The organism is Sphingobacterium sp. E70, from assembly GCF_019285695.1.
Taxonomy (GTDB): domain Bacteria; phylum Bacteroidota; class Bacteroidia; order Sphingobacteriales; family Sphingobacteriaceae; genus Sphingobacterium; species Sphingobacterium detergens.
Genome location: NZ_CP079104.1, coordinates 4,893,889 through 4,918,332, shown reverse-complemented (window position 1 = coordinate 4,918,332; position 24,444 = coordinate 4,893,889). Strand labels below are relative to the sequence as shown.

Genomic DNA, 24,444 nt, shown 5'->3' with positions numbered 1-24,444 from the left:
AAAGTTTTTCGGAAAATTCAATTCCAGCTGAATCTAATTCACTATAGACAACATCTTTATCAGGATAAATGCCAACGGAACTTAAAAATACCTGTTTGGTCCATTGGATGTTTTCAAGAAATCCCTTAATATTTGAAAACGAGTTTCTAAACCAGAAACACTATTTTTTTGGCTGGCAGGAATACTATTTAATACAAAGTCAAACTGGCCTGGCATAAGCACATCAGGCAACACACTACCCTTATCAAAGTTAGCAATAAACGAAAAAATACCATCAGTTTTAAGCCGATGGTATTTTTCATATTGGGTTGTACTTGCCCAGACCTCATGCCCCTGATGTTTCATATCCATGGCAAACGATTCTGCCAACCATCCACATCCTAAAATGAGTATCCGCATAAGGTCAAGATATTAATAAGCTTTTGCAAATAAAACGCGTCTGTTAGACGGTTTACCTGTAAAGATACAAACACCTTCCTCCTCTTTTGCATCCAAAGGAATACAACGGATTGTGGCTTTTGTTTCCTCTTTCACACGCTTCTCAGTTTCTGTTGTTCCATCCCAATGGCAAGAAATAAATCCTCCCTTACCTTCCAGAACCTCTTTAAATTCATCATAAGAATTCACCTCAGTAAAATGGGATGTCCTAAAGTTTAAGGCTTTTTGGTAAATATTTTCTTGTATTTCATGCAACAACTGTTCAATATTTCCAGCCAATCCTTCCTGAGCGACAGTCTCTTTTGTTTGTGTATCGCGACGCGCTAGCTCCACGGTTCCATTTTGCATATCTCTTGCTCCCACAGCGACACGCACGGGTACACCTTTCAATTCCCATTCAGCAAATTTAAAGCCCGGACGTTGTGTATCGCGATCGTCATATTTCACCGAGATATCCTTTATCTTCAGTTCGTTTGTTAACTGATTTACAAATGCATCAATCTGCGCTTTTTCTTCTTCAGTTTTGAAAATCGGAACAATAACAACCTGAATTGGCGCCAATTTTGGCGGCAAGACCAACCCTTGATCATCAGAGTGCGCCATAATCAAGGCACCCATCAAACGGGTAGAAACACCCCATGATGTTGCCCATACATGTTCAAGCTTCCCCTCTTTAGACGTGAATTTTACATCAAAAGCTTTTGCGAAATTCTGTCCAAGGAAATGCGATGTCCCTGCCTGTAAAGCCTTACCATCTTGCATTAAAGCCTCAATACAATAGGTATCCAATGCGCCCGCAAAACGTTCGTTTTCAGTTTTACGTCCGCGTACAACAGGTACCGCTAAAATATTTTCTGCAAATTCTGCATAGACATCAAGCATACGTTCTGTCTCTTCGATAGCCTCTTCCCTAGTGGCGTGTGCTGTGTGCCCCTCCTGCCATAAAAACTCTGCCGTACGTAAGAAAAGACGCGTACGCATTTCCCAACGAACCACATTTGCCCATTGGTTGACCAAAATTGGCAGATCACGATAAGATTCGATCCAACCACGATACGTATTCCATATAATCGTTTCAGAAGTCGGACGTACAATCAACTCTTCCTCCAACTTTGCATCTTCATCCACCACAATCTTACCGGTACCATCGTTTTTCAACCTATAATGTGTGACCACAGCACATTCAGTAGCGAAACCTTCTACGTGGGCAGCTTCTTTAGAAAAAAACGACTTGGGTATGAATAAAGGGAAGTAAGCATTGCTATGGCCTGTTTCTTTAAATCTTTTGTCTAAGATCGCTTGCATTCTTTCCCAGATAGCATATCCGTATGGTTTGATCACCATACAGCCCCGTACAGCTGAATTTTCAGCCAGATCAGCTTTGATCACAAGTTCATTGTACCATTGCGAATAATCTTCTGCACGACTTGTTATTCCTTTACTCATATGAAATTGATAAATTATTGTAACATTATTACGTTAAATCTCGTCTGTATCTCCAATACAAAAAGCGTTCAATAAAAAATATTTGTATTTTTGATTACTTCGATTAAACCCCCTCGAGAAATTTGCGTCTAAGATAGTAAATAAGGCTGTATAATCGAAAATAACGATTTAGGATATTATGAAAAAAATAGATTATTTATCGGAGCACTTGCCATGACAGGAGCATTTATGTTAGGTTCCTGCGGTACTAGCAGGCAAATCTATGGCGACGATGTCTATGGCAATAACGGACAGGCTAGACAGAAAGTCTATCAAAGTCCAGATTACTATTACACAGATGCGGATCAGGTTCAACAAGGAGGACAGGCTCAAGGCGGTTACTATGATGACGAATATTCAGACCAGGATTATAACAATGATTCCTACGAAGATTTAGAATATGCAAATCGTATAAACAGGTTTTATTATGCGTCCCCTGGAATGACCTATTTTGATCCATTCTTCGATCCATGGTATGGCTATGGTTTTGGTGGTATGTACGGATATGGTCCATCCTTCGGTTTAGGCTGGGGTTGGAATTCAGGCTGGGGTTCTTCATGGTCTCTTGGTTTTGGCTGGGGCTGGGGTTCTAGCTGGGGTTGGGGATCTCCTTGGTATGGCGGCTATCACCCTTGGGGTGGCTGGTATGGTGGCGGTTACTGGGGATCTGGCTGGCATGGTAACGGTTATTGGGGCGGTGGCTATTGGGGCAATTCAAGACCTTATTATGCTTCATCTCGATCAGCTTATAGAGACAACTATAATGTACGGACCTCTTCTTCCCGCACCAGAAGTTCGGGAAATTATGACCGTACTGGTGTAGCCCGGGATTCCAGAGGACGTATTACGTCAGTCGCTAACACGCGATCAAGTGCCAGTGGCCGAACTAGATCATCTGATGGTTCTATATCACGTAGTTCTTCTTCCTATGACAGATCAAATGGTAGAACAAGGTCTTCGGACGGTATCTCAACAAGAGGCGGTTATACAGATGGTGGCAGAACACGATCATCGGATAGATCTAATGCAACTTACCCAACTATGCGGAGCTCCAATGGAACTTCAAGAACCCGTTCAAGTTCAGGTGATGTTTCTCGTCCAATGAGCCGTTCCATGGAAACTCGTTCAAGCAATCCAGGTTCGACATCAAGACCATCCTATTCTCCTCCAACAAGAAGCTACGATGGTGGATCGACACGCTCTAGTGGAGGTTATTCCGGTGGCGGTAGCACAAGATCCAGTGGCGGATTCTCTGGCGGCGGCGGTGGTAGCACCAGATCTGGCGGCGGACGTACACGCTAATCATAAAAATAGCTTATTACAGTAGCATACATTACCCTGTGTGCTACTGCTTATTATAGACGATATTTTAGCATATGACAATCAAAAATTACTTTTTGGAACTGCATTTTTAATCGGTGCAGCAGGGACTGCTCAGGCGCAATACACGAAAGATGTGCTTTTATTTTCCCAAGGGGATAATGGTGGTACTGCTCGCTTCAAAGCCATGGGAAATGCTTCAACCGCTTTGGGTGGTGATATTAGTTCAATTACCAGCAACCCGGCTGGTTTGGGGTATTTTAACCAATCAGACATTTCGGTAACAGGTAGATACCTTAATAATAAAAATAAAACAGATTATTTCGGACAGAATACAAATAGCAGCAAAAACAATTTCAATCTGGATAATGCTGGGATTGTTTTTCATTTGCCTACCTACCGGAATGGAGGAAACCTCGAAAAAGGTTGGTTGAACTTCAATGTTGGTATAGCTTATAACAGAAACAATGTTTTTAACAATCGTTTAGATTATCGCGGTGTTAATACGGACAATTCTATTACACACTCTTTTGCCGATCGTTTGACATTTGACGGAAATGCTGCTGGTTGGGGACAGGACTTCTACAATAATTCTTTTATGATTGACGATGACCCTAACAATTCAAAGGATTTTTATCCTATTGCCATCGGAAAAAAAGTAGGATCTTATCCAGGAAACGAGCAAATTAACTCCATTATAGAAAAGGGCAGTAAATCTGAATCGGTGCTTTCCTTTGGCGCGAACTACAGTAATAAATTGTATATAGGGGCCTCTTTAGGTTTTACAGCGTTCAGCTATAACACCTCCAATTTATTCACAGAGTATGGACAAACAATGACGGAAGCCCAATTAAAGGCTTATAACAGTAAATCTATTTTTTTGAATCCCGCCAAAGACGAGCACAAATTTTTAGATAATGACTATGAATTGTTTGAAACCTATAACCAGATCACCGACGGTACGGGGTCGACTTTAAATTAGGTATGATTTACAAATTCACTCCTACTTTTAGCATAGGTTTTACCGCGAAATCACCTACATTTATGAATATCAAGGATGATTCGGAAAATTATACCAAAATCAACTATTTTCTTCCAGATGCAAACAATGCCCACTATCAATTCGTCACCAATGATAAAATTGGCGTGAGTTCTTGGGAATACAACATGAATACACCGTATCGTCTTTCATTGGGAGCAAGTCAGGTATTCTCCAAAGGGTTGCTTACCGCAGATGTAGAGTGGGTGGATTATGGTGCAATACGGTATAAAGACGCCGGCGGCTATAATAGGATTCAAGAGGATCAGATGAACCAGAGTATTAAAGATACCTATCAGGGAGCACTTAATGCACGTATTGGTGGTGAAGTTTTATTTGACAATGTTTTTAGTGGTAGAGCTGGTTTCAATTATAGTGGTAATCCGTACAAAAATGCAGATTACACAAACTATACTGCATCTTTAGGTATTGGCGCGAAACTCGGTCGCGGCATGTATATTGATCTGACAGGAGCTTACAATGCCATCAATTACAAAGAAAGCCCTTATGTCATCGATGAAGCCCATTGGAAAACTACCAGCCCAGTCGCAGATATAAAAATCAACGAACAAATGTCGTTTTGACAATAGGTTCTAAATTTTAAGAGATTTTTCTCAGAAAAACGTCCAGCTTGTCTGGACGTTTTTCATTTATTACAATCCCAGCAGCCATAATTTAAAAGCTTTTAGTAAATTTGTCCTCTTGGTTGAAAATCACATGACAAATCAGACAGTCTCAAAAGCATTCAATGTTCTATTTACTTATCCCATATGGCGGATCGAGATCGATGCCGAGAATAGACTGATTGCAGTAGAGACCAGAAATCCAACAGATACACTTCCCTATTTCAATGTGATTTCTTTTGAAGGAGATTATGTCCTGCAGGACTTCAAAGCCATCAGCAGGGAGTGGGTGTTGGCTGGAGTTCAATGTCAGAAACTCATCCTAAAAAAGATCTCGGACACTTCACCCATCGATGCTGGTGTTCAAATTATAGACTGTTATCAGCCACAACAACACGAGACCTGGTTTAACTACATTTTTCTCGAAATGGTCGGTGAAGGTATACTGCTCAGGCCCAAAATGATCGCGCAAGGAATGCAATTGTTTTTAGATCTAAAGACAATGTCGATTGGAGATAAAAAGAAGAGCCTGTTAAACCTTTTGACAGCCAGATAGTCTACCCAGTAATCTACAATGGTCAAATACCCCATTTTTTGACAGATTTCACAATAGATGACGAAATTTGGCTAAGCGCTTTGGATGACTATTTTATTTGGGCTTTCTATGAAAAAAAAAGATAATCACTATCAAATCCGGATAGTTCGATCAACAAAAGATAGGTTAATTGAGTCTGTAGTTGCAGTAACTCAGTTGCCTTTAAAGTTTTTCAACATCTATTTTCTTGTTAACAAACAAATATTCCTTTTGACAGACAATAAACGGGAGTTTGTTTCGTATTTAGTATAATTGCAAAATATATGAAACTATTATTCGAATTAAATACATATAAAAAGGTAGCCATTTTATCGATTTCTATGCTATCTCTTCAACAGGTTGAAGCCAAAAATTTCACGTCATTACGTACAACCGCAGTTCCTGACTCTGTTGGGACAGAAATATCAATGGTGAAGAATTTGTCCTTTTCAAAATAGAAAAAGGAGATAATTATTATCAACTCAGCAAAAAGTATAAAACCACCGTGGGTCAGCTCACGCAAATAAATGGAAATGGTACATTAAGTATCGGTCAGATTGTCAAAGTACCAACCGGTCGAAAACCAGCTCCTATTGTGAATAAAATACCGGTCAACACAGCGCAACAGAATCCACGTGACCCACAACAAGGCTTTACAGCCTATATCGTTGGTGAAAAAGAAACACTCTACGCCATATCCAAAAGATTTGGCATTACTGTCGAGGATATCAAAAAGCCAACAACCTCAAGAACAACACCATTGGTGGCGGCATGAAATTAATGATCCCAAATCAACCCTTACCGCCTGAAAGACCAAAATTAGTTGAACCTAAAGGTATTGAAGTCGTTGTCCCCGATTCTACAAACGATGACGATAAGGAAGAAAATCAGATTTCAACAAACCGCTACGGAATACGGGAAAAAGGGAGCGGGGAATTGGTGTCTGGATCGATGGTTTGTCTTCCCAAGGAACAAGCAATTTAGCGCTCCATAAAAGTGCACCTGTAGGAACAATACTAAAATTACCAACCCAATGACTAAAAGCGTTACCTACGCGAAAGTAGTCGGCAAATTTAATGACAATGCTGAAAACCAAAATGCTATTGTGGTGTTATCAAAGTCCGCGGCGGCAAGTATTGGCGCATTAGATAAACGCTTTCAGGTAGAAATCGCCTACGGGTTACCTTTAGAAAATTAATTAAAATAAAAATAGCTCTTGCAGCGCAAAACAAGAATGAATAACAAACCGTATGTCATAGGGATTGCCGGAAGTAGTGGTTCTGGAAAAACTTTTTTTTGAATAGCTTTTTAAAACATTTCAAAACCGATGAAGTTACATTGATTTCCCAAGACGATTATTACATTCCCGCCAATACAAAAACGCAGGAAGAAAATAGACTCTATAATTTCGATATCCCAACATCCATAGACAGAGAGGCTTTCTATAAAGATATTAAGGCACTCTTTAATGGAGAGACTATTTATAAAGAGGAATATACGTTTAATAATCCTTCATTAACACCCAAAATATTAGAGATAAAACCCGCTCCGATATTGATTATCGAAGGACTTTTTATTTTCTATTACACAGAAATAAATGCGCTTATAAACCATAAGATATTCCTGAGCGCTGATCAGGATATCGCACTCAGAAGAAGGCTACACCGCGATTTGGTTGAACGTGGTTACTTTGAGGATGATGTGATGTACAAATGGGTGAATCACGTCCTCCTCTCTTACAACGAGTATTTATTACCGTTTCAGGATTCTTGTGATCAGGTCATATTCAATAATACGGACGAACCTGAGCCGATCTGGGATATTACCAATCAGATTTCTGAAGAGCTGAAAACAAAACTCAATTTAGTATAACGTAGATAAAGACGGGCTTAGGTATAGATAAGCCCGTCTTTATTTAAAAGTAGTTGATTTATTGACATCAAGACTTTAAATTCTTATCTTTGCGCCACGAAACAAATCCATCATAATGAACCATCCTGTAAAGATTAAAAATGCTTTGGTTTCAGTCTATTATAAAGACGGCCTAGCTCCTTTAGTTGAATTATTAAACAAATACGGTGTTACATTCTATTCCACTGGTGGGACAGAAACATTTATCAAAGATTTAGGTATAGATGTCGTTCCAGTTGAAGACCTGACAAGCTACCCTTCGATTTTAGGAGGCCGTGTTAAGACCTTACATCCAAAGGTGTTTGGTGGAATTTTAGCGCGCCGTCCGCTTGAATCGGACCAACAGCAACTTGCACAGTATGAAATACCAGAGATCGATTTGGTTATTGTGGATTTGTATCCATTTGAGGAAACTGTTGCTTCTGGAGCTTCTGAGCAAGATATCATCGAAAAAATCGATATCGGTGGAATCTCATTGATTCGTGCAGCAGCGAAAAACTTTAATGATGTTGTTATCATTTCTTCTAAAAATGATTATAAAGCGCTTGAAGAAATTCTAGCGAACCAAGAAGGTAATACCTCTTTGGAGCAACGTAAAGAGTTTGCGAAACGCGCCTTCAATACATCGTCACATTATGACACTGCAATCTTCAATTATTTCAACCAAGAGAATCCAATTGAAGTTTTTAAACAATCCGAGCAAAATGCTCAGGTATTGAGATATGGTGAAAACCCGCATCAAAAAGGTATCTTCTTTGGTGACCTGGATAACATGTTCGACAAATTAAATGGCAAAGAGCTTTCGTACAACAACCTTGTTGATGTAGATGCGGCTGTCGCTTTAATCGACGAATTTGAACAACCAACATTTGCTATTCTAAAACACACAAATGCTTGTGGGGTTGCATCAAGACCAACAATTAAACAAGCTTGGTTAGATGCCTTGGCCTGTGATCCGGTTTCAGCATTTGGCGGGGTTTTAATCACCAACGGCGAAGTGGATGGCGCAACAGCAACAGAGATCAATAATTTATTCTTCGAGGTCTTAATCGCACCTTCTTATTCGGAGGAAGCAATTGCTATTCTTACCGCAAAGAAAAATAGAATTATCTTAGTTCGTAAAGATGTAAAACTACCTAGCCAACAGTTCAAAACCTTATTGAATGGTGTCATTCTTCAAGATAAGGACAATACAATTGAAGGACCTGAGCAAATGGTAACAGTAACAACTGTAACACCTACAGCTGAACAATTGGAAGATTTATATTTTGCGAATAAAATTGTAAAACATACAAAATCAATACCATTGTCTTTGCTAAAAATGGCACATTGTTAGCATCGGGTGTTGGGCAAACATCAAGAGTCGATGCCTTAAAGCAAGCAATTGAAAAAGCAGTTTCATTTGGTTTTGACCTACAAGGTTGTTCAATGGCATCAGATGCGTTCTTTCCTTTCCCTGACTGTGTAGAAATTGCATCTGGAGCAGGTATTGCAGCTGTATTGCAACCAGGTGGTTCTATCAAAGATCAATTATCCATTGATATGGCCAATGAAAAAGGAATTGCGATGGTAACGACCGGCGTAAGACATTTCAAACACTAAGAGTGATCCCGATCACCTCATAAAAAAAGCTACTTTTTACAAAGTAGCTTTTTTTATTTGTTGACCTGCCAGCCCAATCGCTCTGATTTGTATCGTTCTATTTCTTCCGAAAGTTTCCGGATAGCATAGGCAACAATAGCAACATCATCTAACCAACCACCTACAGCAATAAAATCCGGAATAGCATCAACCGGGGACACCACATAAATAATCGTCCCGATAATAATGGATAGATTCCAGCTGTTCATTTTAAACTTTCCTGTAATTGCATCCTTGCACATGGCGATTAGCAATTTAAAATCACTAACATAGCTTCCCAGATTTTTTGCCTTAGATTCTGCTTGTGACAGCTCCGCTTCCGTAATTTTACGATGTCTAAAGCGCTCAAACATACCCGATGCAATCTTTTTGATTCTACTGTTCATAACTCAAAATTATCAATATTTTTTAATTAGCAAAGCCTGTGCCTTTTTTACTAAGTAGCACTCCACTCGAACCGAAGTCCCCTCAAGTCCGTTCAAGTCCCTTCAAGTCCGCTCAAGTGCCAACAACATTCGACAACAATTCGAGAATACTTCGATACAACTGGGGATAACTTCGGGAATAGTCCGCCTACACTACGCCTATTCTCCACCTGGACTCCGACAGCAACCCGAACAATATCCCTACAATAACCATAGCCAAGTCAAGCGAGTCCCAAACCAGTCCCGAGCCAGTCTCGAAGAACTACCGATAGATCTTCGAAGAAGTTCCGACGACAGGTCATAAGAAGCCCGAGCAACTTTCAACGTTTTGATTCCCACGTGCCCCTTCCACCTCCAAGGAAAGCATAAGCTGAAATCGGGTTTATGATAAAATAAAATACAATTTTATTATTTTTACAACTAACTGTAGCAAAGTGTAGGTCCTCTCCGTATAATAGACAACACAAGCGCAATGTGTTTTACACAAAAAAAGATTTTAATATTACACGGTTATGAAAAACTATAGATTATTTAATTTTATTGCCATCGCAGTAGCGACATTCTTCCTATCCAGCTGCCTGAAAGATAATGACGACCAACGAATTCCAGGTGCATTATTTACAATGGTCAATGGATACACTGACGCCAATGCGGTTGTATATTATGCCGATGGGGACCCTTACAAAGTCCATATTATCCCTTGGATTTTAAAAGCTATAGCCAAGTTGGCCTATTTACGGGGCTAGAAAAATAGCGATATCATCAGAGTATAACAATGTTTTGGTTGATACTACGGTTACTATCAAAGATAGTACAATTTATACATCATTTGTTTATGGCAACAAAACAAAAGCCGTTCAGGTCATCACAACGGATAAAGTCAATAAAGATATTAAGAACACAGAATCTGGTGTACGTTTCTTTAATTTTGCTGAGGAACCGATCAGGTAACCCTTCAAATCGGTAGCCAGGCTTCTCCGACAGAATGGACCAACCGTGCAAAAGAAACCCAGAATTCAGCGACTGCACATCAAGGTTTTATCGCGCAAAAAGTGGAACCTTTACTGTTATTGCGAAAGATAAAGCCGGAAAAACCATTGCGACCCGTACTGATATCAAATTGGTTGAGAATTACTACTATTCATTGATATTAATCGGCAAGGCCAATGATGAGAAAAACCACTATACCTTGGTTTGGTAGCGCAGGCCGCAAATTAGAATACCCCGTTTTCTATATACTGAAAAAGACCATCGCATTCATGTGATGGTCTTTCTTTATTTGGTACAAGCCATCTCTATAATGGGATAGCTCTTTTCCGTCAAACACTAAGGGGTTTCTTTGGGCGCAACTTTAGAGACCACATAGATATCCTCATTATCTTTCTTCATCTTATACTTCTCTCTTGCGATACGTTGCACCTCCTGTGGATTGGATCGAATGTCGTTTATTGTTTTTATAATCGCCGCATTCTCCTTCAGATAAAAAGACCGTTCTGTTTCCAGGTTGGCTCTTTGCTTTTGATAACTGTATTGTGTGGCAAAATCATTTCGATCAAAAAACAACATCCACACCAAAAAAGCCAAAGTGGCTAATAAATACTTATTTCTTATTAAAGACCATAATCGTTGCATAGGACAAAAATACTATTTAGCTTTTATACTCCTGATATTTTCTTCCAAAGTTAAACATCTTTAATAAAGATATGGAATAATGTACTCAAATTCATCATATACTTAGAATAATCTTATCTTTAACAATTCGAAACAACATTAATATTCCGATGAAATATCCGTATTTGAAAAGCATAAATAGCCTTAAAAATAAAGTGGATATTCCATCTGGCCATTAAAGAATAAATCATTTACATATGAAATACTATCTCATTGCTGGCGAAACATCAGGTGACCTACATGGAGCCAATCTCATCAAAGCACTTAAAATAGAGGATCCCACGGCTACATTCAAAATCGTTGGTGGTGATCTAATGCAGGAAGCCACTGGAGAAAAAGCATTGATACACACTTCAGCGATGGCTTTTATGGGTTTTGTGGAAGTTTTGAAAAACCTGGGCAAAATAGCTAAAAATTTGAAAGCAGTTAAAAGTGATCTGTTGAACGAAAAACCTGATGCTGTTATACTCATAGACTTTCCAGGCTTCAATTTAAAAATTGCCGAATTTGCCAAAAAGCATGGTATCAAAACATGTTATTATATTTCACCAAAGGTATGGGCGTGGAATCAGGGTCGTGTGAAAAGATCAAAAAATTGTCGACCATATGTTTTGTATTCTACCATTTGAAGTTGATTTCTACAAAAAATGGCGCATGCCGGTCGATTATGTGGGCAATCCGCTGCTCGATGCCATTTCAGCCTATTCTTTTAATCCGAAATTCAGGGAGGAAAATGGTTTTACAGACAAACCACTTATTGCCTTATTGCCGGGTAGCAGAGAAATGGAGATTTCCAAACTTTTACCCATTATGGCTGAACTCCCTATTTTTTTCCAGTACATCAGTTTGTCATCGCCGGTGCGCCTAATTTTGACAAATCTTATTACAAACAGTTCATGAAGGGTATCGATATTCCGGTTATTTTCAATCAAACATATGATATCCTAAACAATGCTGAAGCCGCAGTAGTCACCAGCGGTACCGCCACGCTGGAAACAGGTATATTGAAAGTTCCGCAAGTTGTGGTATATAAAGCAAATGCAATATCGGTTTGGATCGCCAAATTAGTGGTTAAAGTAAAGTTTATTTCACTGGTAAATCTAATAAACAACTTTCTTTCTGTAAGAGAGTTAATTCAAGAAGATTGCACGGCATATGATATTTCCTATGAAGTGGGTGAACTGATCAACAACAAGGCGCATCGGGCAAGTGTATTAGAAAATTACGATATCCTCGCCGAAAAACTGGGCACACCGGGTGCCTCGGAAAAAACAGCTAAATTAATTGTAAAATATCTTAGTAAAAATTAAACTCTTTGGGCTTTCAATTGTCAAACTATTAATTAGTTACATATAATTAAAGCTTTATGAAATCAAAACTTATTTTAGGCTTTCTTTTTTGTGTCGCGTTTGCCTTTGTTGGTAAAGCGCAAGAAACACAGCATTTTTCCAAGCTCGAAATTGGGAAAAAGCCAAGAAAAATATTGACAGTAAAGACTCCACGGCAGTTATCCATATTGACACATTGATCATGAAGGATAACTCCACCTTGTCCTTTTACGGAAAGAAAAATGTAAAAATCACCATTGGTTACGCTGAGATCGGAAACAAAGCAACTTTCTATGGAACCGACGGAAAGAATAATGGTGCCAATTTTGATATTAACGCCAATTTTCAAAAATTGGGTTCACTGTATATTATCGCAAAAGGCGATGATGCTTTTAATGGAACCAAAACATTCCCCAATGGAAATGGTGGCAAAGTGAAAGTTACCCTGGCAACAGGAAGTATAAAACCGCAGGCGACAAATAAGAAGTCACCAAATTATATCTATGCCGATGTCGTAGCAGGCGGCAGAGCTGTCAATGCAAACACAGACTTGAGAAATATCTATGATCGGATCAAAACTGCACCGACAGGTCTTAGAGGTTTACCACAAGGGCAAATTTATTCCGGCAGTGCCGGTACGGAAGGCTCCTTTGAACTGATTTCTACCCAATAGGAAGACCGAAACAACATAGCACTAAAAAGCATCAATGTGAGCATTGATGCTTTTTAGTGCTACGCGTTTTTATACTAACTTCAATGACAGCCTCTCTTTTTTAGTTCATAGGCTAACACCAATCTTGTCATCCGGTCATATCTCGCAATTCCCTCTTTCTGATTGTTATGTGTTAGGTATTGATTATAAAACAATCCCATCAGATCGTTGATCCAACCGGTATAATCACTCCAAAATAAACGTTCATCGGCTATATCCGCCAGCACCAGCTTGCTTAATCTTGTTTGATAATCCTTCGAAAGATCCGGGTACATGCCTCGCAATTCTCCCAGCATATATATGGTCGTTTGTAAATAAGCTGAATAGCGATAAAAGGATTCCGGATGGTGCTGTAAGCGAACAAAAGCAATAAAATTGGCTTCATCCTCAAAACCTACCCCCTGTTGGTGGGCGAGCTCATGTACATAAGTAAACGGAAAAGATAAAGCTGGCATGGCATAATTCACCTGCGCTTCGTGTGTAAACGGATTGAAATAACCTGAAACACCGAAATACGAAACAACCACACTATTTAAAGGCGATTTGGCCTTCACCTGGCTTCTTGATAAAAAAAGAAGAAAAAGTGGTATCATTTTTCACCCAATTTGCCAGATCCGTCCGTATATCATCTTTCCGATCCGCCCACTGTGCCGGATTGACCTGTTCCCGCAAAGCATTTGTACTATCCAGGTATTCATCGAGTACCAGGAGATAATCCGCAAGCTTCAGGCTATCAACCTGCAGATGTGCATTCACACTGATCGGTTTCCGATAATAATTCAAACCCCAGGAGACATAAAAGAAGATATATAGCCCAACCAAAAGATTTATAATAGATAAAAAGGTTCGGCAAACATCCGACCATTTTTTACCCCATACCTTGCGTATAAGATTAACCAGGCAATAGAGCAGATAAATAACCGTGAAAGCGTAAAAAACATCTCCTATGCTAAAGGGAATATAACCAAAAATATACTTCGGGATATGGCCATAAAATCGATAAAATCCCTGTGCATAAAATTCCTCTATCCATAGGCTATTGCTTTCGATCAACGATAAAACGAATAGCAGGCCAATAAATGATCCAAAAATAAAAACAGCTATTTTATCGAGCTTTGTCATAAATTATTAGCTTTCGTTTTCGAAATAGACCTTATAATAGTTCATCCCTTTATCTTCATCAAATCCCTTCTCAAGGTATTCCCGTTTTCCGTGCACATAGATATGAAAGTTCTTATCCAATTTTAGTACAGACTTGTAGGAAGATTCCATCTTTTTGACGGCTTTATCCGCTATTTCAAAACTTGACTGGAAGGGTGAATCAAATTCATTTTCGAAGCCAGCTTTATAATCCTGGAACATGGCTATCGCCTGGGGATTTCCCAATACTTCTTCTTCAAATTCCTCCTGAACGAAAGTTTCCTTTTCCTTAAAGTAGTTCATCGATTTATTCATCAAATCAATCTTATCGGCCTTCTCCAGTTCAAACGTTTCATCGAGTTTCTCCTGAACAAAATTCTTATAGACTTTTAAGTAGTTGCCTGTCTGATTGAAATTGTCATTACGTACGCGCAGTTTTAGGAACTCGTCTTTCCAATACACAGCTTCCTGCTGTCTATTGGTCTGATCCAGTACAAGCACCTTATACCCTTCCTCTTCCTCAACATTGATGATAATACATCCCTTGTCCAACTTGTTGATGTTGATTGCCTCCTGCTCATATTCCAAAGTGAAAGCCCCTTGTTCAGGATATACCTTTAGGTAAGTCTCTTTGTTTTCCGACTTGAATATACCAATAGCATCGTGTTCCTCGCCTTCGATCTGCACATTTTTCAACGCCACCACATACACCTCCCCTGCTTTAATCTTAGGATGGCTGGACACCTCATACAGATGCTTCGAAATCTGCTGGGAAAAATCGTGAAAAGGCAATTGTTCCTTAAAGTATTGGCGCACAAAATAAAATACTTCATTCAGATCCAGTTCCTCATTAGGATGATATAGACGGTATACTTCGTTCACTTTTGCAAAGGGATTCATAAAGTACTGCATCAAAAGTCCAGGCAATACTTCATCGCCTTCAAGAGATACAGGGGCGTCAGACAGGATATAAAATTCGTCCTGTGCTTTGTTTCCTACACGATGTATAGATAATGCTTCAAAAGTTGCGTCTTGGTGAAAAAACATATTCTTATTTTATAAATTATATAAATCTATTGCTATTTTAAATGTTTGACAATGTGCATTGACAATATCTTTGATCTGCGGAGAATAACCGCCCCCATACTTATCTGAACAGGAATGTGCTGCTGATGGCACAGTCCCAATACAAGTTCATCCCTTCGCGCACAGGTCGCTGGACTTAAATTCAATTTACCCAGTTTATCGGTCCCCAGTATATCTACACCTGCCTGGTAAAAAACAAAATCAGGGTGGATACGATCAAATAAATCCACTAGATTGTCTTTAAATTTCCAGATATTCTTTATCTGTTATATTTTCAGCAAGACCGATATCCAAGTGAGAACGCTGCTTGATAAAAGGATAATTCTTTTCCCCATGCATCGAAAAGGTAAACACTTGTTGATGTCCTTCAAAGATATGCGCTGTTCCATTCCCCTGATGCACATCGAGATCAATGATGAGGATTCGATTTGCAAGCTTCTGTTGTAATAGATACCCCGCAGCAGTTGCTTGGTCGTTCATCAGGCAGAAGCCTTCACCAAAATCATAACCCGCGTGATGCGTTCCACCTGCAATCGTGAAAGCTATACCATATTTCAAGGCATAACCTGCGGCCTGAACAGTTCCATCCAAAATATAGCGTTCGCGGTCTACCAAGCTTTTAGTCAAGGGAATCCGATCCTACGCACCATTTTTGCATCTAAGGTCAAATCAAAAAGTTTCGCAACATAAGCTGGATCATGTACCAAACAACAGGTGTCGAAACTTGCCAGCTCGGGCCTGAAAAAATTAGCTTCATTGGTCAATCCCTCATGCTTCAACTGCAGGGGATCAACTCGTACTTTAACATCGGAAAACGATGTCCCTCCTTGACTGGATGGATAAATTCGGGATGAAAAGCTATCTTGAGCACTTTAAATCTTATTTTATTCATGCGAAGATAAGAAAAACTAAAGCAATCCTATTTTATCCAACAATATCAATCGGATATTTTGGAGTTGTATCGGAAAAAGGGCATCTTTGGGTAAGAACAAATCCTCAAGTTGATGCCGTTTGACATTAAACTTATATTCGATCATAAATAGATACATTAAAAATAAAATGGAAACGACTAATTTGCCTCAATTGTCTGCAATGGAGCAGCGTGTCCTGGGTTCCCTGATTGAAAAATCAAAGGTAACCCCGAATATTATCCCATGACGGTCAACAGCCTACAGGCTGCATGTAATCAAAAACTTCACGTAAACCTGTTGTTCAATACAGCGAAGAGGACATCGTCAATACGCTGGATATCCTAAAAAAGAGAGGGTTGATTTCAACCGTTATCGGTGGTGGATCCAGGGTAACCAAGTATAAGCACAATTTTGCCATACAGTTTCCCCTTGTACCATCCGAACTGACTATTATTTGCCTATTACTCCTCCGTGGACCAATGACTGCCGGTGAAATCAATTCAAATGCCGGAAGATTATACGAGTTTGACTCCTTAGGTGAAATTAATGAACAATTGGAGAAACTTGCTCAGGAGGGCTATCTGAAATCTCTTCCTAAACAAGCCGGACACAAAGAGGTACGTTATATCCACCTATTGGGTGAGGTAAATATAGACGCTTTTGAAAATAGCAACAGTGCAGCAAGCGGGGCAGCAGATCCGGCGCTTTTGGAACGTATCGGACAACTCGAACAGGAAGTCGCTGAATTAAAACAGAAGTTTCAGGAATTGTGGGACGAACTACATTAATCGATGACGTATACAACTGATTCCAAAACAGAATTATCCCAAGCCACCTTATGGCTGATGACCATTGCCACAGGTCTGGTTGTCGCCAATAATTATTATAATCAGCCATTATTGGGGCTGATTGCTAAAGACCTGGGTGTTAGCGAAGCCACAGTGAGCAATTCGGCCATGTTAACACAAATTGGTTATGCCTGTGGGCTTTTATTGATTGTTCCCCTGGGTGATATGTTTAAAAGAAAGAAAATGATCTTAATTGATTTTATATTCATTATTCTCTCTTTGGCCGGAATGGCACTTTCCCAGTCTATCACAGCCATCCTCATCTTTAGTTTTTTGATCGGCTTTACCTCCGTGATACCACAAGTTTTTGTACCCATGGCTGCGGAGCTTGCCCCGAAAGGGAAACAGGCAGCTGCAATAGGTATGGTCATGTCAGGATTATTGATCGGTATCCTATTATCACGCGTGGTCAGCGGATTTGTCGGTTCCTACTTTGGCTGGCGCGAAATGTATTGGATCGCTACGGTGATCATGCTCATCACAGCAATGGCTATCGCCATCAAATTACCCGAAGTTAGCCCTAATTTTAAGGGTACTTATAAAGAATTGATGCTTTCGGTGTGGAACTTCGCCAAGAAACAACCTGTCCTACAATTGGCGTCATTTCGTGGTGCGATGGGATTTGGGGCGTTTTCAGCATTTTTTACAACCCTCGTTTTCCATATCGAAGGCCCACCATTTTTTGAAGGCCCAGCTACCGCCGGCGCATTTGGCCTTGTGGGCGCCTGCGGTGCCCTTGCAGCTGCTTTTGTCAACCGGATGACCGTATACATGGGTACCGCGAAAATTATCCGCTACGCGATATTATTGATGGTCTTTAGCTGGCTGCTTTTTGCGCTATTCGGAAATTATTACTGGGGACTAATCATTGGGGTGATCCTCATTGACCTTGGATTACAGTCGATGCACATCCTAAATCAGAGTGATTTCTATGCGCTCAATCTTGGCGCGAACAATCGTCTGAACACCGTTTATATGGTCAGCTATTTTATCGGTGGTTCAACAGGCACCTTTTTTGCGGCACAAGCATGGCAGCATTTCCAATGGCCGGGGTTATTGCAGTTGGAACAACATATACCCTATTGGCATTGCTCGCACACTTATTATTTGATCATAAACTAAGAAAAAACTAATATGAAATTTGGCCAAGTAGATCATCCAGAAGAGGTAGATTTCACCCTACCAGCTACTCCAAAAGAGACTTTAGCCCTTTTAAAACATTTCAAAAATAAAGAACCTTTTGAAGTATATGTCGGCTGTGCAAAATGGAACAAACAGGATTTAAAGGGGTTTTATCCCAGAGGTACAAAGGACGAGCTTGTTTACTATGCCAATCAGTTTAACAGCATCGAACTGAATGCCACGTTCTATAATTCACCCAGCTTGGAGCAGGTAGAAACCTGGAAAAAGAAAACTCCGGCAGATTTTAAATTCTTCCCAAAAGTTCCTCAGTCTATCAGTCATTTTAGCCGGTTGCTTAACGCAACGGATAAAGTCAAGTTGTTTACAGATGCTGTGGTTCGATTTGATGAAAAATTAGGGATGGTCTTTCTGCAGATGCATGACAACTACAGTCCAAAGGATATGGCGCGGTTAAAATTATTTTTGCACGACTGGCCGAAAGATGTTCCCTTAGCATTGGAAGTACGAAATAAGGACTGGTTCTCAAAAGCCGAATTAACGAATGAGCTCTACACCTTATTGGAGCAAACCGGTGTGACCAATGTATTGGTGGATACAGCTGGCAGAAGGGATATGTTGCACATGCGTCTGACTACGCCTGTCGCCTTCATCCGTTATGTCGGTGCCAACCATGCATCGGATTATGCGCGTCTGGATAATTGGATAGAAGTATTAAAACTCTGGCGGGATAATGGATTACAGAAACTGTATTTTTTCATCCATCAGAATGTTGAAATTGAATCCCCTTACTAGCAACCCACTTTATTAAAAAAGTGAATGAAACATTTGATTTGAATCTTAAATATCCAAATAAAGCAACAGGCAATACCTTATTTTAATTCATATAAATCTATGACAAAAATATTTATGGCATTTTCATTTATCCTCGTGGTCTTCTTCTCGTGTAGTGTCCAGCAGGCCATAATGAAAACCGATTCAAACATGAAAAAGATACAACTAGGCATGAGTAAAGAAGAAGTGATCAATACCATGGGGAAGCAATATAGAATCGCTGGTGCAGACCGCCTGAATGATAACTCGATAATGGAATTGATAACCTATGAAAATGCATATAATGAAGAGTATCAGCTATGGTTCAAAAATGAGGTACTCATGAAATGGAACAGAATATATAAATACAATCATGATCATGATCGAAGTAGAAGGGATACAATCCGTTAAACTGTAATTCTTATGCTCTTTCCAGGATAAAACTATGCTAAAAAATAAGGCCCAATCTACAGATTAGGCCTTATTTTTTTAGCATAATAGGGTAAACCTATTTTTTTGCATATTTAAAGTTTTTACCGATGAAGCGAGCATTACCACCCAATTCTTCTTCGATACGCAACAACTGATTGTATTTAGCCATACGGTCAGAACGAGAAGCCGAACCTGTTTTGATTTGACCACAGTTCAACGCAACCGCCAAGTCAGCGATCGTCGCATCTTCTGTTTCACCTGAACGGTGAGACATTACTGAAGTGTAACCAGAATTTTGCGCTAAAGTCACTGCATTGATTGTTTCAGTCAATGAACCGATTTGGTTTACTTTGACCAAAATAGAGTTTGCAGTATGGGTATCGATACCTTGTTGAAGACGTTTTGTATTTGTTACGAAAAGATCATCACCTACCAATTGAACGTGATCGCCAATTTTGTCAGTCAATGTTTTCCAGCCAGCCCAGTCATCTTCAGCCATACCATCTTCGATAGAGATAATAGGGTATTTCGCTGTTAATTCAGCTAAATAGCTTGCTTGTTCTTCGCTAGAACGTACTGCACCTTTATCACCTTCAAATTTAGCATAATCATATTTGCCATCTTTGTAGAATTCAGAAGAAGCACAATCCAATGCTAAACAGATGTCTTGACCTGGTTTGTAACCTGCGATTTCAATTGCTTTCAATACGGTCTCGATTGCATCTTCAGTTCCCTCAAATGTTGGTGCAAATCCACCTTCATCACCTACTGCAGTAGAAAGACCTCTATCGTGTAAGATTTTTTTCAATGTATGGAATACTTCTGTTCCCCAACGTAATGCTTCAGAAAAAGAAGGAGCACCTACAGGCATGATCATAAACTCTTGGAATGCGATAGGCGCATCGGAGTGAGATCCACCGTTGATGATGTTCATCATTGGAATAGGCAACGTATTCGCATTAACACCGCCAATATAACGGTATAAAGGTTGACGTGACTCTTGTGCAGCTGCTTTTGCTACCGCCAAAGAAACACCAAGGATAGCGTTTGCACCTAAATTACCTTTATTTTCACTACCGTCTAAATCAATCATGATTTTATCGATGGCATTTTGCTCGAAAACATCTACGCCTTCCAAAGCTTTCGCTATTTTGGTATTTACATTTTCAACAGCTTTCAAAACACCTTTACCTAAGTATTTTGACTTGTCGCCATCGCGCAATTCTACTGCTTCGTGAACACCTGTTGAAGCACCTGAAGGAACAGCTGCACGACCAACAAAACCATTTTGTGTAGTAACATCTACTTCGATTGTAGGGTTACCGCGCGAATCAAAATTTGACGCGCATGAACATCGATAATTAAACTCATCTCTTTATTAGACTATAATTTATTTTCATTACTTAGTGTAAATAAGACACACTCTTATCTACAGACATTTTTCACAACCAAATATAACAAAAAATGTATTTAATCCGTCATTTATTGTGAATAAAATATGACCAATCTGAATAATTGGTTCTGCAAATAGCATAAAAAACCCTCCACGATAGGGAGGGTTTTTATGCTATGCTATGTTTGCTTAGTTTTTGATCATTGCAACGAAATCATCAAACAGGTAACGTGAATCGTGTGGACCTGGGGATGATTCAGGGTGATATTGAACTGAGAACGCTTTTTGCCCTTTGATACGGATCCCTTCGATAGATTGGTCGTTCAAATTGACGTGCGTTATCTCAACATTTTCCGAATTTTGGATATCTTCAGCTACAACACCAAAACCATGGTTTTGTGAAGTAATTTCACAACGGTTAGCGATAATATTTTTGACTGGGTGATTGATACCACGGTGTCCGTTATGCAATTTGCTTGTGCGGATGCCATTAGCTAGCGCTAAAATCTGGTGACCTAAACAGATCCCAAACATTGGCTTGTTTGCATTCAAAATAGATTTTACGGTTTCGATAGCGTAATCCATTGGTGCAGGATCACCGGGGCCATTAGAAATAAAGTAACCATCAGGATTCCATTTTTCCATTTCCTCAAATGTTGTCTTAGCCGGGAAAACCTTTGTATAAACGTCACGGGCCTCAAAGTTGCGCAGGATATTTTTCTTGATACCCAAATCCAATACTGCAACACGTAAAGATGCATTTTCATTTCCAAAGAAATAAGGCTCAGTAGTTGTTACCTTAGAAGACAATTCAAGACCATCCATCGAAGGAACTTTTGCCAACTGGCTCTTTAACCCTTCAACGTCTAGCGTTTCCGAAGAAATGATTGCATTCATGGCTCCTTTATCACGGATATGTCTTACCAATGAACGTGTATCCACATCGGAAATACCCACCAAATTTCCTTCTTCAAAATAGCTTTGAATAGACTCATCAGCCATTTTACGGCTATAGTTGATGTTGTAGTTTTTACAAACCAAGCCCGCAATCTGAATTTGATTTGATTCGGTGTCATCCTCATCAATACCATAGTTACCAATATGTGCATTGGTTGTGACCATGATTTGTCCAAAATAAGATGGATCTGTAAAAATCTCTTGATAACCGGTTGTTCCTGTATTGAAACAGATTTCACCAGTAGTCGTACCAATTTTACCAGCGGCTTTACCGTGATAAACTGTACCATCTTCTAAAACTAAAATTGCAGGCAATTTGCTGTAGTTGGTCATTATCGATGTAATATTATAAAATGTGTATCTCTTCTGTTCTGAATCCTAAAGCCTTCCTTATTGGATATAAAAAAAGCCCTCAAATGGGCTAAAATATTAATTAACAATGCATTACCACGATTGACAAACCGTTTCCTAAGGCACCTACCAATAAAGACTCTACTTTAATTTTCACGGGAGACAAAGTTACGACATATCAGTTAAAAGTGAAAAACATTTTTCAATTATTTTACATGGAAACTGCTTGTCTATGTATAAATCGATAAAAGTCTCTTAAAATTAAAAAGATGAATGCCGGAACGAGGACATAAATCATCGGATTTGCAGACCAGGCATAGGCCCATTGCATTCGCAGCAGCGCCATAAATGCGGTCGTCAGTCCGCAACCGGGACATTCATATCCAGTAATTGCCTTCCAGAGACAAGGAATGAGGATATGAATATCCGACAGCATGTATAATGCGAGAGCAGTGCCAAAATACCCTATAACAATGGTGTAAATCCAGTGCACTCGCAGGTATTTCAGCACAAGCCAAGCCATTAATTATTGTTTACCGGACTTTTGATGTATTGACCATCTTTATCCTTGTATTTCCCAACAATGATCATGATCAGATCTATAAGCGACCAGATTCCACAGCCGCCTAAAGTAACCAACTGGAGAACCGCTGTTCCGATCTGTCCCAAATAGAAACGATGTCCACCGAAGGGGCCAAGAAACAAACAAAATAATAAAGCAGGCAGCCAGCGATCATCCTGAATGCTACGACTCTGTTGGAAAGGTTGGTTCGCGTAGAATATAGGCTGTTTCGCGCCGCAAAGAGGACAGACCTCAGCTTTGACATTAATTACCTGACCACATTCCACGCAATATTTTTCGTCTTCTGTTTTCATTTTAGATTAATTTGTCAATGAAATTAGCAAAAAAACTCAAAACACAGCTATTTTTTATTGCTATCTCGCAATCAACGTAAAAAAGCCATCACAAAATTTCAAACAAATACCGAAATAAACTGCCTATCACTTCATGGCAAGTAATTACAATCACCACTGCACACTTTTCCAAACTCAGCTTCCATCCACATGCTTTGCAACCGGGTTACAACAGAATACCTGAGGTAGGGCGAAAAGTTCAATAGGGCTGACTTAAGTAGAAAAATAATATCAAAAAGTGATATAAAAAAACGCTTCATAAATGAAGCGTTTTTATATATTTTGCTAGCTATTAAGAGTTTATTGCTTTCCAGATCATATCTTTCAATGGCAGAATATTTTTACCACTGACGGATGAGATGAAAATATGCGGAAGCCCCTCAGGAAGCTGCTGTTCCATTTCCTTCTCAAGTTCATCATCAAGCATATCAGACTTTGTAATCGCCAATAACTTGGGTTTATCTGCTAATTCGGGATTATATGCTGTCAATTCATTCAGTAAAATACCATACTCTTCTGCTATGGTGCGGTCTGTATCAGCAGGCACCATAAATAACAATACTGAATTGCGTTCAATGTGTCTTAAGAAGCGATAACCAAGTCCCTTCCCTTCCGAAGCCCCTCAATGATCCCCGGAATATCGGCCATCACAAACGAGCGGTTATCGCGATAACTCACCATACCGAGATTAGGCACCAATGTGGTAAATGGATAATTGGCAATTTCGGGTTTTGCGGCTGAGACTACGGACAACAAGGTTGATTTACCTGCATTCGGAAAACCTACCAGACCAACGTCTGCTAGTACCTTAAGCTCGAGAATCATCCATTGCTCTTTGCCTGGCATCCCTGGTTGCGAAAATCGAGGGGTTTGTTTCGTAGGCGACTTAAAATGCCAGTTACCTAAACCACCCTTTCCTCCTGGAACCAGGATCTTGGTCTCACCATCTTCGGTAATATCAAACAACACCTCTCCAGTCTCTGCGTCCTTGGCAATGGTACCCAGTGGCACCTCCAATATTTCATCATGACCAGTGGCACCTGTCCGTAGCGAACTACCACCTGACTCACCATTGGAAGCGATAATATGCTTACGGTACTTCAAATGAAGTAATGTCCAAATATTAGTCGTTCCTTTCAGGATAATATGTCCTCCACGACCGCCATCACCACCATCAGGTCCTCCTGTAGCTGTGTGCTTGTCACGATGCAAATGAGCCGAACCTGCCCCACCATGTCCCGAACGACAACACACTTTCACATAATCAACAAAATTCGATCCTTGCGCCATT

Annotated in this window: 27 protein-coding genes and 6 pseudogenes; 18 read left to right on the top strand and 15 right to left on the bottom strand. The window is 39.8% G+C overall.

All coding sequences use genetic code 11. From position 1 onward, the window contains the following. Window positions 1-81: 81 nt before the first annotated feature. Both KUH03_RS35145 and proS read right to left on the bottom strand, forming a co-directional pair. A complete protein-coding gene (locus KUH03_RS35145; protein ID WP_257089158.1) occupies window positions 82-399 on the bottom strand; it encodes a hypothetical protein in 318 nt (105 codons plus the stop codon). 12 nt (window positions 400-411) lie between these two features. Continuing rightward, window positions 412-1,884: a proline--tRNA ligase gene (gene proS, locus KUH03_RS35140; RefSeq protein ID WP_257089157.1), complete on the bottom strand. Its 1,473-nt coding sequence runs from the start codon at window positions 1,882-1,884 to the stop codon at window positions 412-414. Between the two features lie 213 nt (window positions 1,885-2,097). Here proS and KUH03_RS35135 point away from each other — a divergent pair, with 213 nt between their 5' ends. The 9 genes and pseudogenes from KUH03_RS35135 to purH all read left to right on the top strand — a co-directional run bounded on the left by KUH03_RS35135 (window position 2,098) and on the right by purH (window position 8,992). Further along, window positions 2,098-3,225, top strand: a complete 1,128-nt coding sequence (locus KUH03_RS35135) for a hypothetical protein (RefSeq protein WP_257089156.1) — start codon at window positions 2,098-2,100, stop codon at window positions 3,223-3,225. 40 nt (window positions 3,226-3,265) lie between these two features. Continuing rightward, window positions 3,266-4,225, top strand: coding sequence for a hypothetical protein (locus tag KUH03_RS35130; RefSeq protein WP_257089155.1), 960 nt, complete (start codon window positions 3,266-3,268; stop codon window positions 4,223-4,225). Window positions 4,226-4,227: 2 nt separating this feature from the next. Beyond that, window positions 4,228-4,866, top strand: a complete 639-nt coding sequence (locus KUH03_RS35125; RefSeq protein ID WP_257089154.1) for a hypothetical protein — start codon at window positions 4,228-4,230, stop codon at window positions 4,864-4,866. Between the two features lie 133 nt (window positions 4,867-4,999). Next, window positions 5,000-5,461 carry a hypothetical protein gene (locus KUH03_RS35120; protein WP_257089153.1) on the top strand — a complete coding sequence of 154 codons (462 nt, stop codon included), beginning with the start codon at window positions 5,000-5,002 and terminating at the stop codon, window positions 5,459-5,461. A 523-nt stretch (window positions 5,462-5,984) separates the two neighbouring features. Continuing rightward, window positions 5,985-6,254: a LysM domain-containing protein gene (locus KUH03_RS35115; RefSeq protein ID WP_257089152.1), complete on the top strand. Its 270-nt coding sequence runs from the start codon at window positions 5,985-5,987 to the stop codon at window positions 6,252-6,254. Further along, complete coding sequence (locus tag KUH03_RS35110; protein ID WP_257089149.1) at window positions 6,251-6,463, top strand: hypothetical protein; 213 nt, start codon at window positions 6,251-6,253, stop codon at window positions 6,461-6,463. The genes KUH03_RS35115 and KUH03_RS35110 overlap by 4 nt, the downstream gene beginning before the upstream one ends. Window positions 6,464-6,512: 49 nt before the next feature. Further along, window positions 6,513-6,677: a hypothetical protein gene (locus KUH03_RS35105; protein WP_257089147.1), complete on the top strand. Its 165-nt coding sequence runs from the start codon at window positions 6,513-6,515 to the stop codon at window positions 6,675-6,677. A 36-nt stretch (window positions 6,678-6,713) separates the two neighbouring features. Then, a pseudogene (locus KUH03_RS35100) lies at window positions 6,714-7,351 on the top strand (uridine kinase). Between the two features lie 115 nt (window positions 7,352-7,466). Next, window positions 7,467-8,992 (top strand): annotated as a pseudogene (gene purH / locus KUH03_RS35095) (bifunctional phosphoribosylaminoimidazolecarboxamide formyltransferase/IMP cyclohydrolase). 53 nt (window positions 8,993-9,045) lie between these two features. Here purH and KUH03_RS35090 read toward each other — a convergent pair. After that, a complete protein-coding gene (locus tag KUH03_RS35090; RefSeq protein WP_257089145.1) occupies window positions 9,046-9,417 on the bottom strand; it encodes a YkvA family protein in 372 nt (123 codons plus the stop codon). Between the two features lie 551 nt (window positions 9,418-9,968). On the opposite strand from KUH03_RS35090, the gene KUH03_RS35085 reads away from it, so the two are divergent. Genes KUH03_RS35085 through KUH03_RS35075 form a run of 3 tightly spaced genes read left to right on the top strand, consistent with a single transcriptional unit; the run spans window position 9,969 to window position 10,657 of the window. Then, the gene (locus tag KUH03_RS35085) at window positions 9,969-10,202 is read left to right on the top strand and encodes a hypothetical protein (RefSeq protein ID WP_257089143.1); all 234 of its coding nucleotides are present in this window, start codon (window positions 9,969-9,971) and stop codon (window positions 10,200-10,202) included. 34 nt (window positions 10,203-10,236) lie between these two features. After that, the gene (locus KUH03_RS35080; protein WP_257089140.1) at window positions 10,237-10,407 is read left to right on the top strand and encodes a hypothetical protein; all 171 of its coding nucleotides are present in this window, start codon (window positions 10,237-10,239) and stop codon (window positions 10,405-10,407) included. 34 nt (window positions 10,408-10,441) lie between these two features. Continuing rightward, a complete protein-coding gene (locus tag KUH03_RS35075) occupies window positions 10,442-10,657 on the top strand; it encodes a hypothetical protein (RefSeq protein ID WP_257089138.1) in 216 nt (71 codons plus the stop codon). Window positions 10,658-10,782: 125 nt separating this feature from the next. Here the strand turns inward: KUH03_RS35075 and KUH03_RS35070 are convergent, their stop codons facing one another. Continuing rightward, window positions 10,783-11,040 carry a septum formation initiator family protein gene (locus tag KUH03_RS35070; RefSeq protein ID WP_257089136.1) on the bottom strand — a complete coding sequence of 86 codons (258 nt, stop codon included), beginning with the start codon at window positions 11,038-11,040 and terminating at the stop codon, window positions 10,783-10,785. Window positions 11,041-11,324: 284 nt separating this feature from the next. Here KUH03_RS35070 and lpxB point away from each other — a divergent pair. Both lpxB and KUH03_RS35060 read left to right on the top strand, forming a co-directional pair. Further along, window positions 11,325-12,437 (top strand): annotated as a pseudogene (gene lpxB / locus KUH03_RS35065) (lipid-A-disaccharide synthase). Between the two features lie 220 nt (window positions 12,438-12,657). Continuing rightward, window positions 12,658-13,128, top strand: coding sequence for a hypothetical protein (locus tag KUH03_RS35060; RefSeq protein ID WP_257089134.1), 471 nt, complete (start codon window positions 12,658-12,660; stop codon window positions 13,126-13,128). An 80-nt stretch (window positions 13,129-13,208) separates the two neighbouring features. Here the strand turns inward: KUH03_RS35060 and KUH03_RS35055 are convergent, their stop codons facing one another. From KUH03_RS35055 to KUH03_RS47155, 6 genes are read right to left on the bottom strand one after another with little or no spacing between them, the layout of a single operon-like run. After that, on the bottom strand, window positions 13,209-13,721 hold the full coding sequence (locus KUH03_RS35055) for a DUF3810 domain-containing protein (RefSeq protein WP_257089131.1): 513 nt from the start codon (window positions 13,719-13,721) through the stop codon (window positions 13,209-13,211). Continuing rightward, the gene (locus KUH03_RS35050; protein WP_257089129.1) at window positions 13,696-14,289 is read right to left on the bottom strand and encodes a DUF3810 domain-containing protein; all 594 of its coding nucleotides are present in this window, start codon (window positions 14,287-14,289) and stop codon (window positions 13,696-13,698) included. Before KUH03_RS35050 ends, KUH03_RS35055 begins: the two co-directional genes overlap by 26 nt. Before the next feature lie 6 nt (window positions 14,290-14,295). Then, entirely contained in the window at window positions 14,296-15,354 is a 1,059-nt protein-coding gene (locus KUH03_RS35045; RefSeq protein WP_257089127.1) for a nucleoid-associated protein, read from the bottom strand. A gap of 32 nt (window positions 15,355-15,386) precedes the next feature. Next, complete coding sequence (locus tag KUH03_RS47165) at window positions 15,387-15,623, bottom strand: hypothetical protein (RefSeq protein WP_306429256.1); 237 nt, start codon at window positions 15,621-15,623, stop codon at window positions 15,387-15,389. A gap of 10 nt (window positions 15,624-15,633) precedes the next feature. After that, window positions 15,634-16,020 (bottom strand): hypothetical protein, encoded by a 387-nt coding sequence (locus KUH03_RS47160; protein WP_306429255.1) that lies wholly within the window; start codon window positions 16,018-16,020, stop codon window positions 15,634-15,636. After that, window positions 16,017-16,172, bottom strand: a complete 156-nt coding sequence (locus KUH03_RS47155) for a hypothetical protein (RefSeq protein WP_306429254.1) — start codon at window positions 16,170-16,172, stop codon at window positions 16,017-16,019. Before KUH03_RS47155 ends, KUH03_RS47160 begins: the two co-directional genes overlap by 4 nt. A 375-nt stretch (window positions 16,173-16,547) precedes the next feature. Here KUH03_RS47155 and KUH03_RS35035 point away from each other — a divergent pair. The 4 genes and pseudogenes from KUH03_RS35035 to KUH03_RS35020 all read left to right on the top strand — a co-directional run bounded on the left by KUH03_RS35035 (window position 16,548) and on the right by KUH03_RS35020 (window position 19,516). Further along, window positions 16,548-17,092: pseudogene (locus KUH03_RS35035) on the top strand (YceH family protein). 3 nt (window positions 17,093-17,095) lie between these two features. Further along, complete coding sequence (locus KUH03_RS35030) at window positions 17,096-18,274, top strand: MFS transporter (RefSeq protein ID WP_257089125.1); 1,179 nt, start codon at window positions 17,096-17,098, stop codon at window positions 18,272-18,274. Between the two features lie 12 nt (window positions 18,275-18,286). Continuing rightward, on the top strand, window positions 18,287-19,087 hold the full coding sequence (locus KUH03_RS35025; RefSeq protein WP_257089123.1) for a DUF72 domain-containing protein: 801 nt from the start codon (window positions 18,287-18,289) through the stop codon (window positions 19,085-19,087). Between the two features lie 189 nt (window positions 19,088-19,276). Further along, window positions 19,277-19,516, top strand: a complete 240-nt coding sequence (locus tag KUH03_RS35020; protein ID WP_147420354.1) for a hypothetical protein — start codon at window positions 19,277-19,279, stop codon at window positions 19,514-19,516. 97 nt (window positions 19,517-19,613) lie between these two features. Here the strand turns inward: KUH03_RS35020 and eno are convergent. The 5 genes and pseudogenes from eno to obgE all read right to left on the bottom strand — a co-directional run bounded on the left by eno (window position 19,614) and on the right by obgE (window position 24,443). Then, window positions 19,614-20,908, bottom strand: a pseudogene (gene eno, locus KUH03_RS35015) (phosphopyruvate hydratase). Between the two features lie 211 nt (window positions 20,909-21,119). After that, on the bottom strand, window positions 21,120-22,220 hold the full coding sequence (gene carA / locus KUH03_RS35010) for a glutamine-hydrolyzing carbamoyl-phosphate synthase small subunit (RefSeq protein WP_257089121.1): 1,101 nt from the start codon (window positions 22,218-22,220) through the stop codon (window positions 21,120-21,122). 229 nt (window positions 22,221-22,449) lie between these two features. Beyond that, a complete protein-coding gene (locus KUH03_RS35005; RefSeq protein WP_257089119.1) occupies window positions 22,450-22,761 on the bottom strand; it encodes a DUF2752 domain-containing protein in 312 nt (103 codons plus the stop codon). Continuing rightward, window positions 22,761-23,114, bottom strand: coding sequence for a TM2 domain-containing protein (locus tag KUH03_RS35000; RefSeq protein ID WP_257089117.1), 354 nt, complete (start codon window positions 23,112-23,114; stop codon window positions 22,761-22,763). Before KUH03_RS35000 ends, KUH03_RS35005 begins: the two co-directional genes overlap by 1 nt. A gap of 331 nt (window positions 23,115-23,445) precedes the next feature. Continuing rightward, window positions 23,446-24,443 (bottom strand): annotated as a pseudogene (gene obgE, locus KUH03_RS34995) (GTPase ObgE). Window position 24,444: the final 1 nt, after the last annotated feature.